We start from the raw sequence: 17,078 nt of genomic DNA, 5'->3' as shown, positions 1-17,078 counted from the left end.
GTGCGGTCAGGCGGACCGTAACGGCTCGACGCACCCGGCGCGAACGAATTCCTCGGCTTCCTCGGCCGCCTGCGCGCGCGTCACAGCACCCCGCCCGCCTCGTCCTGGAACGCCTCCGTCCAGTAGTGCGGGTGATCGCGGTCGGCCCCCCGGCGCCCCGCCACCGTCGGGTCCACCGTGGACAGGGTCTGGAGCATCGTCGTCGCCAACTGGTCGTACGCCTCGGCCGTCAGCTCACCGGACAGGTCCGCGTCGATCGCCTTCTCGCGGTGGAGCAGCCAGAGGGTGAAGGCCAGGGTCGAGACGTCCGTGTTGAGGGGAGCCAGTGTCGCCTCCTGCTCGCTCCACGTCAGGATCTCGCCCGTCGCGCCGTCCACCACCAGGCTGTTGTCCTCCATGAGGTAGCCGAGGCGGATCAACTGGTCGGCGTGGGGCGGGAGTTCCCCGGCGGGCTCGTCCTCGTAGAACTCGGTGAGGGTGGGGAGCGGGACGTCCGTGTCGAGGTGGAAGAGGAACGCGTCCTCGGGCAGGCCGGTCTCGCGCAGGAAGCGGCGGGTCGGTCCGTGGGTGAGGGTGGCGGGGAAGTCGACCTCCTCGAAGCGGGCGACCGTGCCCTGGCCGAACTCCTGGTCCAGCAGACGGGCCGGGATGTCGAGGGTCAGCCCCGATGTCGTGCCCGGGCCCGCGACCAGGGCGAGCGGGCGGATCAGGGCCGCCGCCTTCCAGAACGGGGGCACCTCGCCGTCCGTCTCCGACTCGAACACCGCGAGCAGCTGGCGTGATGCCTCCGCCGCCGTCTTGGTGCCGTGCCGACCCTCGTAGGACGCGAACTGGCCGCGCAGGTCCGTCAGTTCGTCCGTGGTCGTCGTGAAGCGGGCCAGCGTTTCGATCGACGGGGCCAGCGGGCCGGTCTCCATCAGATCCGGGCGGTCGTGGAAGAAGTACGTCGTCGCGATCTCGCCCGTCTCGCCGTCCAGCAGGATCGACTCCGCCTCCCCGCCGTCGGGTCCCCAGAGCGCGCCTATCACCAGCTGGTCCCGGAGCTCCTCCGCCAGCGGCGCGGGGTCGCCCAAGGAGTCCGCCACCGTCCGCAGGCCCTCCCTGCGCAGCTCCTCGAACGTCAACAGGCCGCTGTCGCCCGGCAGTCCGGGACCCGTCAGCCAGCGGCGCGTCGACTCGTGCGTGATGTACGGATCGAGGTCGTCCTCGGTCAATGTGATCATGGTCGCCGTAGAGCCGGCGTCGGTCCTGCTCATTGTTCCCCCGTGCATGAATCTTCCCCGTGTGGCACCGGCTGTTCCGCTGTCGTCCCCACTGCCCAGAACACTACGCGGCACCACTGACAACGGCCCTGACCAGCGAAAACGCCTGGCGGAGCCGGGAGGACGCGAGTCGTCCGAGACGTCCTCACCTCATCAGACGCTCAAACCACCCGCGAACGTTCCCGTCCCTCGACGATCGCGTCCACCGTCTCCCCCACCGTCAGCCCGGAGGTGTCCAGCCACAGGCCGATGCGCGGGGTCTCCGCCCGCAGCCCGCGGTCCAGCTCCTCGACCGTCCACGCGCCGTATCCGGTCTTCGCCCGCCCCGCCTCCCGTGCCGTCACGGTCGCCGGGTTCGGTGCGAGGACGATCACGTGCAGCGGGCGGGTGCGGATCAGGGCGACATACGCCGGCAACTCCGCGCCCAGCACCACGTCCTGGACGACCGCCGTGAACCCGGCCTCCGCGTACGCGTCCGCCGTCGCCGCCGACAGCCGGTACCGCAAGCGGAGTTGGGACTCCCCCTCGCCGCTGGCACCGGGGACGTACTCCTCGCGTCCCGAGACGACCATCCGCCGGAAGACGTCACCCCGGACGTGCGCCGCCCTCGGCAGCCTCTCCGCCAGCGCCTGCGCGACCGTCGACTTGCCGGAGGCCATCACTCCGGTGATGAGGACGACCCCGTCGAACACCATCACGCACCCGCCGCTCAGTGCCCGTACTGGCCGTACTGATCGGTCGTCGCCGTCACCACCGCCGCCTGCGGGCGGATCGGCAGCCGGTTCACTGGACGGCCCGTCGCCGCACGCACCGCGGACGCGATCGCCGCCGGGGACGTGACCACCGGTACCGCGCTGACCGCCTTCGCCCCGAAGGGGGCGACCACGTCGCGTTCCTCGACGAGTTTCACGATCCGGATGTCGGGGGTGTCCAGGGCGGTGGGCAGCGCGTAGCCGGTGAGGTCGGGGTGGCGGATCAACCCGCGCGCGGTGCGCAGGTTCTCCGTCAGCGCGATGCCGACGCCCTGGGTGACACCGCCCTCGATACGGGCGACCAGCTGGGTCGGGTTGAGGATGCGGCCGACGTCCTGGGCGAGGGCCAACTCGACGACCCGTACGGAGCCGAGTTCGATGTCGACGTCGACCACCGCGCGGATCGCGCAGAACGCGAGCCCTACGAAGGCGTCGCCCTGGCCCGCCTCGTCCAGGGGCTCGGTCGGGTGCGGGCGGCACTGGGCGGTGGCCCAGAGTTCCTTGCCGTCCAGGGCCTCGGTGACGGTCGTCGAGAGGACTCCGTCGTACGAGGTGATCTTGCCGTCGATGATCTGGAGCAGCTCGGTCGACATCCCGAACTTGTGCGCCAGGGGCTGCAGTAGCTGGGTGCGGACCATTTTCGCGGCGCGTTCGACCGCGCCGCCCGATACCCAGGTATGACGTCCTCGGCAACCAGGACCCGCGGGCGGCTGATCGGTGTCCACGGGGGCGACGTGCACCTCGTCGATGCCGAGGGTCTCCTGGACGATCTGCCGGGCCAGCGTGGTGAAGCCCTGGCCGGTCTCGACGGCCGCGCACAGCACGGTCGCGATGCCGTCGTGGACCTTCACGGTGGCCGTGGAGACCTCGTCGGCGCCCTCGGCGCCGAGCATGTGGACCATGCCGAGGCCGTAGCCGACGCCCCGGCGCACCGCGCCCGGTTCGCCCGCGCCCTCGGGGCCGCCGGGCAGCAGCCACTCGTCCTCGGGGGTGTCCTTGGGGAGCTGCGGCAGCGGGAAGTCCCGTACGGCCTGCAGGAGTTCGGCGACCGGCGCCGGGCAGGTCACCGTCTGGCCGGTCGGGAGGACGTCACCGGTGGCCATGGCGTTGCGCAGGCGCAGTTCGGCCGGGTCCATGGCGAGCTTCTTGGCGAGCTTGTCCATCTGCGCCTCGTAGGCGGCGCAGACCTGCATGGCGCCCTCGCCCCGGACGTGTCCTGAGGGCGGGTTGTTGGTGCGCACGGCCCAGCCCTCGATGAAGGCGTTCGGGACGACGTACGGGCCGCAGGCGAAGGAGACGGCGGCGGCCAGGGCCTCCGAGGATGTGTCGGCGTAGGCGCCCGCGTCGAGCAGCACCTGGGCCTCGACCTTGACCAGGCGGCCGTCCTCGTCGGCGTGGTGCCGGTAGCGCAGGAGCGTGGGGTGGCGGTGGGTGTGGCCGAGGAAGGACTCCTCGCGCGTGGCGGTGAGTTTGACCGGGCAGCCGGTCTTCAACGCCAGTAGTCCGAGCGGGAGTTGGAAGCCCTGGTCCTCGCGGTCGGCGGTGGCCCCGGGGACGCCGGTGACGACGACCTTCACGCGGTCGGACTCCAGGCCGAAGCAGGCGGCGGCCGTGTCGCGGTCGTTGTGCGGGTCCGTGGAGGCGATGTACAGCTCGACGCCGCCGTCGGGGCGGGGCACGGCGAGACCGGCCTCGGCGCCGATCGGGGCGGGGTCCTGGCGGCCGATGCGGTACAGGCCCTCGACGACGATGTCGGCGGTCGCGTCCGGGTCTCCGTGGCGCAGCGGGATGTGCCGGATCAGGTTGCCGTCGGGGTGCAGCGGTTCGGCCTCGAAGGCCTGCTCGGGGTCGGTCACCGGGTCGAGTACTTCGTACTCGACCATGATGGCCGCGGCGGCCATCCGCGCCGTGTCGGGGTGGTCGGCGGCGACCGCGGCGATGGGCTCCCCGTGGTGGCGCACGACCTCGGAGGCGAACACCGGGCGGTCGGCGGTGCCCCGGCCGTAGCGGTCCCGGCCCGGCACGTCCTCGTGGGTGATGACGGCCCGTACGCCGGGCATGTCCCGCGCGTGGGACGTGTCGACGGACACGATGCGCGCGTGCGGGTGCGGTGAGCGCAGGACGGCCGCCCAGAGCAGGCCCTCGGCCCACAGGTCGGCCGCGTACGGGAAGGTGCCCTCGGTCTTCGCGCGGGCGTCGGCGGCCGGGAGCGAGGCGCCCAGGCCGTGGCCCGGCAGCTCCGGGGCGGGCGCGGCCTCCGTGGTCGCGGTGGCGGCTTCGTTGCTCACGCCTGACCTCCGTCCTGGCCGTACACCTGGTCCTGCGTGCGCGGGGACTCGAACGCCGACTGGTGGACGCCACCGCCCCCGGGACCCGCCTGGTGGGGAATACGCGCCTCGTCGCCGTCCGACTCAGGTTCGGCGGCAGCGGCGTGCGCCTCGCGTTCGGCGACGACTTCCTGCACGGCGTCCAGGACACCCCGGTAGCCGGAGCAGCGGCACAGGTTGCCGCACAGGGCCTGGCGTGCCTCCAGTTCGGTGGGCGCGGGGTTGCCCTCCAGGAGGTCGTGCACGGTCATCGCCATGCCGGGCACGCAGAAACCGCACTGCACGGCACCGCACTTGGCGAGCGCCCGCTGCACGTCGGAGGGCTGTCCCTCGACGGCGAGACCCTCGACCGTACGGACCTCGGAGCCGGCCGCGGTGACGGCGGGCACCAGGCAGGAGGCGACGAGCCGTCCGTCGACCTGGACGTTGCAGGCGCCGCACTCGCCCTGCGAGCAGCCGTCCTTGGCGCCCGCGAGGCCGAGGCGTTCGCGCAGCACGTAGAGCAGCGACTCGCCGATCCAGGCGTCGGTGACGGGCCGGTCGGCGCCGTTGACGCGCAACACGTAGGAGGCCAGCGGGTGTTCCTCGCCGGGGATCTTCGGGTCCGGCTCGGCGGCCTCGTCCGGCGCGTCGGACTCGACGGCCGTCACGGGCGCCTCAGCGGCCTCCGGAGCGTCGTCGGCACCCTCGGCCGCATCGACCGCCGCGGACGCCCCAGCGGGCCCCTCAGCGCCCTCTGCGGCCCCTTCGCCGCCAGCGCCGGCCCCACCGCTCCCATGAGCCGACTGTGCGTCGTCCACGGCGAGTTCGGCGGGGGTGTCGTCGTGGCGGTCGGCGCGCGCGTCGCCGTAGGGGTCGCCGGGGGCCTCGGAACGGGTGTGCGCGTACGGGTCGCCGGGCTCGCCGTACGGCTGCCGGGTCGCCTCGTCGGGCGGCCGGGTGGCTGCCCGCGCCGACACCTCGCCGGTCGGGTGCGCCCCGGACCGGTCGGCAGGATGCTCCAGGCCGCGTCCGTCGGTGTGCTCGCCGGGCCGCTCCACGACATCCGCGCCGGACGCCTGCTGCGCCCAGTTCTGGCCCGCGCCGTCCGTCGCCCAGGGCGCGGGGGCGCCGCCGGGCAGGGTGGCCGGTGGAGTGCCGCCCCACTGCTCGACCAGGGCCGACGTGGTGAACTCGCCCGATTCGTCCGGGAGATCACCGCCAGCGACGGGGATCGACCACTCCCCGGTCACGTCGCGGCCGGGAGCGGCGCCCGCGTCCGGCGCGTTGGTGTCCTGGAAGGTCCACTGGCCGGTGGACCCGGGGCGGTACGAGAACTGGTCGCCTCCGGCCGTCCCCTGCTGCGGTACGGCGTTCGGGTCGGGCCACTGGACGCCCTCGGCGGGCACCGCCCAGGACCCCGTCGAGGACGGGTCGGCGTCCGGGGCGGGGGTGGCCGTTATGGGCGGCGGCACATAGCCGTGCCCGGGGGCGGCCAGGAGGGCGTCGATGCCCCCTTCGGGGAGTTTCACGAAGGCCGTGGCGCCGTCGTCGTAGTCGCCCTGGGGCAGCGGGTCCCAGCGTCCGCCGCCCTGAGGGGTGCCCTCTCCGTGCTGGTCGTCGGTCACGACAGCGCCCTCCCGAGTGCTCGTCGGGCCAGTGCGGCGACGGTGCGCCGCAGGTGCAGTACCGCGGGCGGAAGCTGTTCCACGGAGCCGTCCTCGGCCGGTACCGGGTCGGGGATGCAGGCCGCGGCGACGTACTCCCCGAAGGCGCTCAGCGCCTCGGGGACGATCGTGCGGCTGTTGTCCCAGTCGATCAGCCGGGCCACCCACTGTTCGGCGTCCAGCGGTCTGAGCGGCATCGGCGCTATGGCTCCGACGGCGCACCTGACTCCGCGCCGGGCGGGGTCGAGGACGACCGCGACGGACGCGACCGAGCGCCCGGGACCGGTCCTGCCGGTGGCCTTCAGGAAGACCTGCGGGGCGTGCAGCAGCGGCACGCGCACGAAGCCGATGAGTTCGCCGCCGCGCAGCATCTCCACGCCGGCCAGGAGGTGCGACACCGGGATCTCCCGGCGGGCTCCGTCCTGGCCCGCGATGATCAGCGTCGCCTCCAGGGCGGCCAGTACGGGCAGCGCGTCCCCGGTGGGCGCGGCCGAGGCGATGTTGCCGCCCAGGGTGCCCGCGTTGCGGATCTGCGGCGGGCCCGCGGCACGCGCGGAGGCGGCGAGCGCCGGGATGAGCGCGGCGAAGTCGGGGCGGCCCATACGGGCGTGCGTGAGGCCCGCGCCGAGCAGCGCGTGCCCGTCCTGGTACTGCCAGCCGCGGATCTCGCTGATCCGGCCCAGACCGACCAGTGCGCTGGGCCTGAGCTGGCCCGAGTTGACGGCCGCCATGAGGTCGGTGCCGCCGGCCACGGGAACGGCCGTGGGCAGGGCCGTGAGCGCCGCCACGGCCTCGTCCAGCGTTGTGGGCAGCGTGACGGACTGCCCCGCCTGCGGTGCGTGCGTGGTCAAACCGGCTGCCCCTTCCCGCTGCCCCACCTGGTCCCACCTGTTGCTGCCGTACGGTACGTGCTGACAGGGCGGACGTGGCAACTCTGGCACATCTTCGCAAGACCCGAGCGCGGGGGTCCGCTAGGAGGCATTCGCCCGTCTCATCCGGGAGATGGTCCGTTTTCGTACGGCATCACCGGTACGCGCGGATTGCCACTCAACGGTGACTCCTGGGGGCTTTCTCCCTTACGGGTCCTACGCGTTCGGGGGCGGGCCGTCCTTGGGTCGTCCGAGCACTCCCGGGCGTCGCTGCCACGACAGTGGTCCGGTGGGCGGACGGTAGGCGACACCCAGGGCGTCGAGGCGCGGGTAGTGGGCGGCCATCCGGCGCTCGAAGTCGGCGAAGTCCCGTTCCGCGGGCGCCGGAAGAGCGCTCCAGGCGACCTCGGCGAAGGCCGCGAGCCGGGGGAACGTCTGGTAGTCCACGCGTGCGTGGTCCTCCATCACCTCGGTCCACACGTTGGCCTGTGTGCCCAGCACATGACGGGCCTCGGCCTCGCTGAGCTGCTCGGGAACCGGCTCGAAACGGTAGACGTCCTCCAGGGTGCGCACATGGGCGATCGGCACCGGCTCGTCCTCGCCCGGGGCCTGCCGCCAGTCCAAGTACACATACTGCTCGGGGCACATGACGACGTCGTGCCCCGCGCGGGCGGCGGTGATCCCGCCCTCGTACCCACGCCAGGACGACACGACCGCCCCGTCCGCGAGCCCGCCCTCCAGGATCTCGTCCCAGCCGACGAGCCTTCTCCCGCGCGCGGAGAGCCACTTGTCGAAGTGTCCGATGAACCACGACTGCAACTCGTCCTCGTCCGCGAGCCCGAGTTCCGCGATGCGCGCCTGCGCGGCCGGCGACTGCTTCCACTGGTCCTTGAGGCATTCGTCACCGCCGACGTGAATGAACTCCGAGGGGAACAGCTCCAGGAGTTCCTCGAACACCCCCTCGTAGAAGCGCAGGGTGTTGTCAGTGGGGGCGAGTACGTTCGGGTTGATCCCCCAGGTGTCCCAGACGGAGAGGGATGTGGTGTCGATGACATCGGTGTTGCCGAGTTCCGGATACGCGGCGACGGCGGCCTGCGAGTGTCCCGGCACGTCGATTTCGGGGACGACGGCGATATGCCGCTCGGCGGCGTAGGCGACGATCTCCCGGATGTCGTCCTGCGTGTAGTAGCCGCCGTGGGGCTTGTCGTCCCACAGCGGTGAGGCACGGTGGCCGAATTTCGTGCGCGCCCGCCAGGAGCCGATCTCGGTCAGCTTCGGGTACCGCTTGATCTGTACGCGCCACCCCTGGTCGTCCGTCAAGTGGAAGTGGAAGACGTTGAGTTTGTGCGCCGCCATGAGATCCAGGTAGCGCAGGACGCCTTCCTTGGGCATGAAGTGCCGGGCGACGTCGAGCATGAGGCCGCGCCAGTGGAAACGGGGAGTGTCCTGGACCGTGAGGTACGGAACGGACCAGGTGCGGTCGCGGTCGAGCGGAGCCTTGCGATACGCGTCGGGGCCGAGGAGTTGACGCAGCGTCTGGGCGCCCCAGAACACACCGGCCGCGCTGCCGCCCTCGATGAAGACCCCGTTCGAGTCGCTGACGAGGCGATACTCCTCGGGGCCGAGCGCGGGGTCGAGCTGGAGCCCGATGCCGTCGTCGCAGGCGTCGTCGAGTTCCCGCCCCTCACGAAGCGGCAGACCGGTGGCCTGCTGGAGCACGGTGCGCAGCCAATTGCCGACGCCCTCCGTCGCGTCGCCGGCGTAGAGCTTGGAGCGCTTCGTCAGCCGCACCTCGCCGGAACCGGCGGCAACACTGCCGGGCTGAGGAATCAGTTCGGTCACGTCAGTCCTTAACCGCTCCGCCCAGCCCCGAGACCAGACGTCGCTGTACGAGTACGAAGAACACCAGCACCGGAATCGTCATCACCGTGGAGGCCGCCATGACCCCGCCCCAGTCAGGATCGTCGGGCTTGTAGAAGACCAACAGGGCCATCGGCAGGGTCGACTGCGAAGTGTCGCTGATGATGAAGGACTTGGCGAAGAGGAAGTCGTTCCAGGCCGAGATGAAGGAAAACACGCTCGTGGCCACCAGCCCCGGGAAGACGAGCGGGAAAAGGATCTGCCACAGGAATCGCGTCCGGCTCGCCCCGTCGATGTACGCGGCCTCCTCCAGCGCGTCCGGTACGGCTTTCACGAACCCCCGTAGCATCCAGATCGCGAACGGCAGCGAGAACGCGATCTGAGGCAGGATCAGCGACCCCAGGGTGTTCAGCAGCCCGAGCCCCCGCATGATGAAGAACAGGGGGATCGTCAGCGCTTCCACGGGCACCATCTGGGCCACCAGGAACATGATCAGGAGGGTGGTCCGGAAGCGGAACCGGAATCGTGTCACCGCGGTCGCGGCGAGAAAGGCGATCAGCGCCGAGACGATGACCACCGAGCATGCCACGACAAGGCTGTTGACGAAGTAACGGCCGAATTCCTGCTGCCCGAACACGCGCCGGAACGAGTCCAGAGAGGGCGCGAGCGTCCACGGCCGGGGCTCGCTCGACTCGATCTCACCGGCCGGTTTGAAGGCGCTGAGCACCATCCAATAGAGGGGGAAGGCGACGACGACCGCGATCAGCAGCGCCGAGGCCTCGGCAGCGAGCCGCCAGGGCCGCCGTACAAGACCGCGAAGCAGACTCACAGCTCCTCCCCCTGCCTGCGCAGCAGGCGCAGATAGACCAGCGTGACGGCGAGCAGCATCAACAGCATGACGACACCGATCGCCGAGCCGAGGCTGTACTTCGAGGACGCGAACGCCTGCTGGTAGGCGTACACGTTCAGCACGAGGTTCTGGCCCGCGATGCCGCCGCCGTTGGTCATGACGTAGATCTGGGTGAAGACCTTGAAGTCCCAGATGACGGACTGAATGGTCACGACGGTCAGGATCGGCCGCAGCATCGGCGTCAGCACGGACCGCCAGATCCGCCACTGCGAGGCCCCGTCCAGAGCGGCGGCCTCCAGCACCTCGGAGGGCACGGCACGAATCCCGGCGTAGACCGTCACCATCACGAACGGGAAGGAGCACCACACCACTTCGAGCAGCACGAGAAAGAACGCACTCAGCCGCCCGTACGTCCAGGAGTGGTCCCCGAGCCCGAGGACGCGATTCACCGGCCCGAAGTCAGGGTCGAAGAGCAGCAACCACACCGTCGACCCGGTGACCGCGGGCGTAGCCCAGGCCCCCAACGCGGCCAACATCAAGACGAGTCGGGGCAAGGCCCGCACCCGCGTGAGCAGCACTGCAAGCGCACACCCAACGGCAAGCGTCGAGACGACACAGGCCCCCGCGAACAACACGGTAGCCACCAGCACTTGCCAGAACTGACTGTCCGAAAAGAGCGCGGAGTAGTTCCCGAACCCCTCAAAGGTCGTCGGCTCCCCACCACTGACCTGGGCTTGCGTGTACTGGAAGAAGGAGATCAACCCAAGCTGATAGATGGGGTAGACGAGCAGCCCACCAAGGACGACGAGAGCCGGGGCAAGATACAACCAGGGCACACCCCAACCCCCTTGGGGGCGCGGGGAACTGCGCGATCGGCCACGGCGAACCCGCACTCGCGAACGGTCCGCAGTCAACGAGCTATTAGGCGCCATCCGGTCAACCCGCGGAGCTGAACGCGTCGTTCATCTTCTTAGCCGCATCCTTAGAAGCCGCGGCCACACCCTTCTTCCCGCTGATGACCTCCTGCAGCATCGTCGGCAGCACCAGCGAAGAGTCGATCTCCGACCAACCAGGCGACGCAGGCACGAACTTCGTCCCCGCCGCCAACGTCTGAACGAACGGCTTCTCGAACGGCACCTTCGCCGCAGCCGCATCCCGCACGTCGGTGAACGTGGGCAGGAACCCCATCGCGTCGAACATGGACGCCTGCGTCTTCTTCGAGGTGAGCTGCTCCATCAGGTCCACCGCCAGCGTGCGGTGCGACGTGCTCTTCAGGACACCGATGTTGTTGCCCCCGGCGAACGCGGGAGCGACCGACCCGGACGCGACACCCGGCAGCGGAACCACCGCGTACTTGCCCTTGACCTTGCCCGCCTCGACAGCCGTGTGGCTGAAGTCGCCCCCGATGGCCATCCCGGCCTTGCCCGCAGCGAACGCGGTGATCGTGTCGTTGCCGCCCATCACCGCGCACTTGGCGGCGGGACAGTTGTCCCTCGTGAAGAGGGAGGTGTACGCCTTGATGCCCTTCTGGGCGGCGGCGCTGTCGATCGCGGAGGTGTACGAACCCCCCTTGGCCGTGGCGAGTTCGCCGCCGTTGGCCCACACGAACGGCATCGCGCCGTACGTGTAGGCGCCGCCGACGACAAGGCCGTAGAGGTCGGACTTCGCCTTGTGGATCTTCCGGGCGGTGGCGGCCAACTCGGCCATGGTCTTGGGGGGTTGCAGGCCCAGGTCCTTGAAGACGTCGGTGCGGTAGTACAGGGCGCGGACGCCGACGTAGAACGGGGAGCCGTACATCTTGCCGTCGACCGTGACGGACTGCTTCGCGGTCGGGTCGGTGTCCTTGGCCTCGCTCCAGGCGCCGAAGTCCTCGGTGACGTCGAGGAGTCCGCCGTCGTGGACGTAGCCGGCCGTGTCGGTGTTGCCGTACTCCATGACGTCCGGCGCGGACTTCGGGTCGTTGAAGGCGGCCTTCACGCGCTGGGCGCGGGTGTCGATCGGGATGTACTCCACGTCGACCTTGGTGCCCTTGTGGGCCTTCTCGAAGGCGGTGACCACGGAGTCGACGACCTTGGCCTTCGGATCGTTGCCGACCTCCTGGAAGAGCCACACCCGCAGGGTGCCGCTCTGGTCGTCCTTGTCGGAGGACGAGTTGTCGGAGGTCTGGGGCGCGCAGCCGGCGACGACAGCGGCGGCCGCCAGGAGTACGGCGAATCGGGGGGCGAGCTTCATGGAGCGTTCCTCCGGGAATCCGGGCGTGCGTTGCAACATATGCAATGGGCGTTTCGCTCTGCACAACACCACGGAGATTAAGGAGTAGATGAACGCGGCCACAAGAGGTCTCAACCACTTCGTGACACGCGAAAGGCCCTCGGGGCGCGCAAAAGCGCGCCCCGAGGGCCTCAGAAAGTCAGACCAGCCGAACGGCTACTTGTCGCCGCCCTTGCCCTTGTCGCCGTCCCCGCCCGAGCCCATGGACTCGTAGATCTCCTTGCACATGGGACACACCGGATACTTCTTCGGGTCGCGGCCCGGTACCCAGACCTTCCCGCACAACGCCACCACGGGAGTGCCGTCGAGGGCGCTCGCCATGATCTTGTCCTTCTGGACGTAATGGGCGAAGCGCTCATGGTCCCCGTCGCCGTGCGACACCTGGGGCGTCGGCTCTACGAGGGTCCCCGTACCAGTCCCGCGCTCGGGCTCAAGAGTGCTCATAGTGCCAAGGGTACTGAAGCCCACCGGCATCAGTTCCGCGAAGGGTCGTTCAGTTCGGGGATCAGTTCAGGGAAGCGTCGTCCGGATACGTCGCCACCATCGCCAGCTCGCTGCGCTGGCGGCGCAGCACCTCGCGCCAGAGTCTCTCCGGGGACGGCGAGGACACGTCACCGGGCTCCGACTCGACGACGTACCAGGCGCCCTCCACCAGTTCGTCCTCCAGCTGCCCGGGCCCCCAGCCCGCGTACCCGGCGAAGATCCGCAGCGAGCCCAGCGCCGAGGCGAGCAGCTCCGGCGGGGCCTCCAGGTCGACGAGTCCGATCGCGCCGTGCACGCGCCGCCAGCCGAGCGGGGCGCGCTCGCCGGCCGCGCCGCCCGGGATGACGGCGACGCCGAGGGCCGAGTCCAACTGGACCGGGCCGCCCTGGAAGACGACTCCCGGCTCGCCGGCGAGATCCGCCCAGCCCTCCAGGATGTCGCCGACGTCCACGGGCGTCGGGCGGTTGAGGACGACACCGAGGGAGCCCTCCTCGTCGTGGTCGAGAAGGAGCACCACCGCGCGGTCGAAGTTCGGGTCCGCCAGGGCGGGTGTTGCCACGAGCAACCGCCCTGTGAGCGAGGACACCTCGGTCATGCCTGACATGATCCCGCATCTTCCCCGTGATGGGGGAGGCAATGCGGGTTCGGGAGGGAATGCAGCTCAGGGCGGAAAGAGGCGCCCCCGGCGCACGGACGCACCCCGTGACCCCATGTGCCCGATAGGGAACGGTTCGTGTTGTGACACAGCTATGACGTAGCTGGGTACTCCTTGGGCTTACAGGAGGGGGGTGGGCGGCGATTACTCTGTCACTTCGGCCCCTGCCCAACTCCACGGAACGCGAGATTCATGACCGTCAACGGCTCAGACGACGTACTGCTTGTCCACGGCGGAACCCCGCTGGAGGGCGAGATCCGTGTCCGCGGTGCGAAGAACCTCGTACCCAAGGCCATGGTCGCCGCCCTGCTGGGCAGTGAGCCAAGTCGACTGCGCAACGTTCCGGACATCCGTGACGTTCGTGTCGTACGCGGACTCCTGCAACTGCACGGGGTGACGGTCCGTCCGGGGGAGGAGCCGGGCGAGCTGGTGCTCGATCCGTCGCACGTCGAGAGCGCCAACGTCGCCGACATCGATGCCCACGCGGGCTCGTCGCGCATCCCGATCCTGTTCTGCGGTCCGCTCCTTCACCGGCTCGGGCACGCGTTCATCCCTGGTCTGGGCGGCTGCGACATCGGCGGCCGGCCGATCGACTTCCACTTCGAGGTGCTGCGGCAGTTCGGCGCGAAGATCGAGAAGCGCGCGGACGGCCAGTACCTGGAGGCCCCGCAGCGGCTGCGCGGCACGAAGATCCAGCTGCCGTACCCGTCCGTGGGCGCCACCGAGCAGGTGCTGCTGACCGCGGTGCTGGCGGAGGGCGTCACCGAACTCGCCAACGCGGCCGTGGAACCGGAGATCGAGGACCTCATCTGCGTACTGCAGAAGATGGGCGCGATCATCGCCATGGACACCGACCGCACGATCCGCATCACCGGTGTGGACTCGCTCGGCGGCTACACCCATGCGGCCCTCCCGGACCGTCTGGAGGCCGCGTCCTGGGCGTCGGCGGCACTGGCGACCGAGGGCAACATCTACGTCCGCGGCGCGCAGCAGCGCTCGATGATGACGTTCCTCAACACCTACCGGAAGGTGGGCGGTGCCTTCGCGATCGACGACGAGGGCATCCGCTTCTGGCACCCCGGCGGCCAGTTGAAGTCCATCGCGCTCGAAACGGACGTGCACCCCGGCTTCCAGACGGACTGGCAGCAGCCGCTGGTCGTCGCCCTCACGCAGGCGACGGGCCTCTCCATCGTGCATGAGACGGTCTACGAGTCCCGCCTCGGCTTCACCTCCGCGCTCAACCAGATGGGCGCGCACATCCAGCTCTACCGCGAGTGCCTCGGCGGCTCCCACTGCCGCTTCGGCCAGCGCAACTTCCTCCACTCGGCGGTCGTCTCGGGCCCGACCCGCCTCCAGGGCGCCGACCTGGTCATCCCCGACCTCCGCGGCGGCTTCTCGTACCTCATCGCGGCGCTGGCGGCCCAGGGCACGTCCCGCGTCCACGGCATCGACCTCATCAACCGCGGCTACGAGAACTTCATGGAGAAGTTGGTCGAGCTGGGCGCGAAGGTCGAGTTGCCGGGCAAGGCACTCGGCTGATCGCCGCTCCGCCCCTCGGCCCGGGCCGCGCCCGGTCTGTCTGCTGAGGGTCCGGGGGCCCGCGGCGGAGCCGCTGATGTCACAGCCCCCGGATAGGCACAGCATGGAGAAGCTCGTGGAGCTGGGCGCGAAGGTGGAGTTGCCGGGCAAGGCGCTCGGCTAGCGGTCGGTTGTACGACGATGGGGCGGCCACCCTGACCGGGTGGCCGCCCCATTCGCGTTACTTCAGCCTCGTACGCAAGCCCGTCGCGTACGCGAGGGACTACTTGCCCTTGGCGGCTTCCTTGAGCTTGCTGCCCGCGGAAACCTTGACGCTGTAACCGGCGGGGATGTTGATCGGGTCGCCGGTCTGCGGGTTGCGCGCGGTGCGAGCGGCACGGTGGGTGCGCTCGAAGGTCAGGAAGCCGGGGATGGTGACCTTCTCGTCGCCCTTGGAGACGATCTCGCCGACGGTCTCGGCGAACGCGGCCAGAACGGCGTCGGCGTCCTTGCGGGTCACCTCGGCACGGTCGGCCAGCGCGGCCACCAGCTCACTGCGGTTCATGTTGTTACTCCCGTGTTCTTCTTGCCGTTTGAGGCGTGCCACGCGGCGGAGCCGCATATCGGGCACGGTGAAGCCGATGCTGCCAGGGTCCTCGGTGAGTCCCCGGACCCGGGTCCGTCGTCCAGACCCTCGCGCCCGAAGACGCATCCTGCCCCTACCTGCGGCGGGAAAGCCAATCCGGCACCCGTAGGAGTCGCGAGAACACCCGTGGGAGTCACACGAAGAGCGCCACTGCATCAGCGTGGTGACGCTTCGTCCGCTCCCGGCGGCGAGGGCCGGGCCTGGAAGGCCCGAAGCCTGGCCGCCACGATAAACGGCCGCCGAAGGCCCCGGGTTCCGCGACGCGCCGGTGTGTCGGCGGCCGTGGCGATCCTCACAGCCACCGCACACACGCCGATCCAGGCGTTCTACGACGCGGAGGTCGCCGCCGAGGCCGCCGCCACTCCCGCCGCCTTCGCCGCCTCACGCACCGCGCCCGCGACCGCGCCGGCGACCTTGTCGTTGAAGACGCTGGGGATGATGTAGTTCGCGTTCAGCTCGTCCTCGGTCACGACGTTCGCGAGTGCGCTCGCCGCGGCCAGCATCATCTCGGTGTTGACGGTGCGGGACTGCGCGTCCAGCAGACCGCGGAAGACACCCGGGAAGACCAGCACGTTGTTGATCTGGTTCGGGAAGTCCGAGCGGCCCGTGGCGACAACCGCCGCCGTCTGGCGGGCGATCGTGGGGTCGACCTCGGGGTCGGGGTTCGCGAGCGCGAACACGATCGCGCCCTCGGCCATCGCGGCCACGTCGTCGCCGTCGAGGACGTTCGGGGCGGAGACGCCCACGAAAACGTCGGCGCCGCGCACGGCCTCCTTCAGCGTGCCCGTGAGGCCGTCCGGGTTGGTGTTGTCGGCGATCCAGCGCAGCGGCGAGTCGGGCTTGGCGTCGACCAGGTCCTCGCGGCCGGCGTGCACGACACCGTGGATGTCGGCGACGACCGCGTTCTTGACGCCCGCGGCGAGCAGCAGCTTGAGGATGGCCGTACCGGCCGCGCCCGCACCGGACATGACGACCCGGATGTCACCGATGCCCTTGCCGGCGACCCGCAGCGCGTTCGTCAGCGCGGCGAGGACGACGATCGCGGTGCCGTGCTGGTCGTCGTGGAAGACGGGGATGTCGAGGGCCTCGCGCAGCCGGGCCTCGATCTCGAAGCAGCGCGGCGCGGAGATGTCCTCCAGGTTGATGCCGGCGAAGCCCGGGGCGATGGCCTTGACGATCGCGACGATCTCGTCGGTGTCCTGGGTGTCCAGGCACAGCGGCCAGGCGTCGATGCCGGCGAACCGCTTGAACAGGGCCGCCTTGCCCTCCATGACCGGCAGCGCGGCCTTGGGGCCGATGTTGCCGAGGCCGAGGACGGCCGAGCCGTCGGTGACGACCGCGACGGAGTTCCGCTTGATGGTGAGGCGGCGCGCGTCCTCGGGGTTCTCCGCGATCGCCATGCACACGCGGGCGACACCCGGGGTGTAGATCATGGAGAGGTCGTCACGGTTGCGGATCGGGTGCTTGGACTGCATCTCGATCTTGCCGCCGAGGTGCATGAGGAACGTACGGTCGGAGACCTTGCCGAGGGTGACACCCTCGATGCCGCGCAGCTGCTGGACGATCTCGTCGGCGTGGGCCGTCGAGGACGCCGCGATGGTGACGTCGATCCGGAGCTTCTCGTGGCCGGAGGCGGTCACGTCGAGGCCGGTCACCGAGCCTCCGTGGGACTCCACGGCCGTGGTGATCTGGGAGACCGCCGTTCCGCTCGCGGGCACCTCCAGACGGACCGTGATCGAGTAGGAGACGCTGGGCGCCGTAGCCATGGCCGACTTCCTCTGCTTTCACCGTTGAGCTGAGTACGCGCTCCGATGGTCGCACCTACTGCCGGGTAGGCGTTAGCCACCCCCGATTGCGAACGTTTTGTTCGCGAGAAAAAGAGGCCCCCGTCACTTTTCCCGTGACGGGGACCTCTCTGACAAGCAATGACACCGACCCG

At 70.1% G+C, this 17,078-nt stretch carries 14 protein-coding genes; 1 reads left to right on the top strand and 13 read right to left on the bottom strand.

What is annotated here, in order from left to right; all coding sequences use genetic code 11:
• Window positions 1-80 precede the first annotated feature (80 nt).
• From ACGFY9_RS38160 to ACGFY9_RS38110, 11 genes are all read right to left on the bottom strand, one after another.
• Complete coding sequence (locus tag ACGFY9_RS38160; protein WP_393762051.1) at window positions 81-1,256, bottom strand: SUKH-4 family immunity protein; 1,176 nt, start codon at window positions 1,254-1,256, stop codon at window positions 81-83.
• Window positions 1,257-1,423: 167 nt separating this feature from the next.
• On the bottom strand, window positions 1,424-1,957 hold the full coding sequence (locus ACGFY9_RS38155) for an AAA family ATPase (protein WP_393762049.1): 534 nt from the start codon (window positions 1,955-1,957) through the stop codon (window positions 1,424-1,426).
• Between the two features lie 14 nt (window positions 1,958-1,971).
• Entirely contained in the window at window positions 1,972-4,302 is a 2,331-nt protein-coding gene (locus ACGFY9_RS38150; RefSeq protein WP_393762047.1) for a xanthine dehydrogenase family protein molybdopterin-binding subunit, read from the bottom strand.
• Window positions 4,299-5,948, bottom strand: coding sequence for a 2Fe-2S iron-sulfur cluster-binding protein (locus ACGFY9_RS38145; protein ID WP_393762045.1), 1,650 nt, complete (start codon window positions 5,946-5,948; stop codon window positions 4,299-4,301). The genes ACGFY9_RS38150 and ACGFY9_RS38145 overlap by 4 nt, the downstream gene beginning before the upstream one ends.
• Window positions 5,945-6,838, bottom strand: coding sequence for a xanthine dehydrogenase family protein subunit M (locus ACGFY9_RS38140; protein ID WP_019056386.1), 894 nt, complete (start codon window positions 6,836-6,838; stop codon window positions 5,945-5,947). Before ACGFY9_RS38140 ends, ACGFY9_RS38145 begins: the two co-directional genes overlap by 4 nt.
• 234 nt (window positions 6,839-7,072) lie before the next feature.
• Window positions 7,073-8,698, bottom strand: coding sequence for a beta-N-acetylhexosaminidase (locus ACGFY9_RS38135; protein ID WP_393762043.1), 1,626 nt, complete (start codon window positions 8,696-8,698; stop codon window positions 7,073-7,075).
• 1 nt (window position 8,699) lies between these two features.
• Window positions 8,700-9,545, bottom strand: a complete 846-nt coding sequence (locus ACGFY9_RS38130; RefSeq protein ID WP_393762041.1) for a carbohydrate ABC transporter permease — start codon at window positions 9,543-9,545, stop codon at window positions 8,700-8,702.
• Window positions 9,542-10,498: a carbohydrate ABC transporter permease gene (locus tag ACGFY9_RS38125; RefSeq protein WP_393762039.1), complete on the bottom strand. Its 957-nt coding sequence runs from the start codon at window positions 10,496-10,498 to the stop codon at window positions 9,542-9,544. Before ACGFY9_RS38125 ends, ACGFY9_RS38130 begins: the two co-directional genes overlap by 4 nt.
• A gap of 4 nt (window positions 10,499-10,502) precedes the next feature.
• Window positions 10,503-11,798 carry an extracellular solute-binding protein gene (locus tag ACGFY9_RS38120; protein WP_393762037.1) on the bottom strand — a complete coding sequence of 432 codons (1,296 nt, stop codon included), beginning with the start codon at window positions 11,796-11,798 and terminating at the stop codon, window positions 10,503-10,505.
• 195 nt (window positions 11,799-11,993) lie between these two features.
• A complete protein-coding gene (locus tag ACGFY9_RS38115; protein ID WP_026178118.1) occupies window positions 11,994-12,281 on the bottom strand; it encodes a DUF3039 domain-containing protein in 288 nt (95 codons plus the stop codon).
• A gap of 61 nt (window positions 12,282-12,342) precedes the next feature.
• The gene (locus ACGFY9_RS38110) at window positions 12,343-12,915 is read right to left on the bottom strand and encodes a YqgE/AlgH family protein (RefSeq protein ID WP_393762035.1); all 573 of its coding nucleotides are present in this window, start codon (window positions 12,913-12,915) and stop codon (window positions 12,343-12,345) included.
• Between the two features lie 252 nt (window positions 12,916-13,167).
• Here ACGFY9_RS38110 and murA point away from each other — a divergent pair, with 252 nt between their 5' ends.
• Window positions 13,168-14,514 (top strand): UDP-N-acetylglucosamine 1-carboxyvinyltransferase, encoded by a 1,347-nt coding sequence (gene murA / locus ACGFY9_RS38105; protein ID WP_043679363.1) that lies wholly within the window; start codon window positions 13,168-13,170, stop codon window positions 14,512-14,514.
• A gap of 262 nt (window positions 14,515-14,776) precedes the next feature.
• On the opposite strand, the gene ACGFY9_RS38100 is transcribed toward murA, so the two are convergent.
• Both ACGFY9_RS38100 and ACGFY9_RS38095 read right to left on the bottom strand, forming a co-directional pair.
• A complete protein-coding gene (locus ACGFY9_RS38100) occupies window positions 14,777-15,058 on the bottom strand; it encodes an HU family DNA-binding protein (RefSeq protein WP_019056394.1) in 282 nt (93 codons plus the stop codon).
• 407 nt (window positions 15,059-15,465) lie between these two features.
• Complete coding sequence (locus tag ACGFY9_RS38095; protein WP_393762034.1) at window positions 15,466-16,905, bottom strand: NAD-dependent malic enzyme; 1,440 nt, start codon at window positions 16,903-16,905, stop codon at window positions 15,466-15,468.
• Window positions 16,906-17,078: the final 173 nt, after the last annotated feature.

Source organism: Streptomyces sp. NPDC048504 (genome assembly GCF_043200035.1).
Classification (GTDB): Bacteria; Actinomycetota; Actinomycetes; order Streptomycetales; family Streptomycetaceae; genus Streptomyces.
This window is presented reverse-complemented; position numbering and strand designations above follow the sequence as displayed.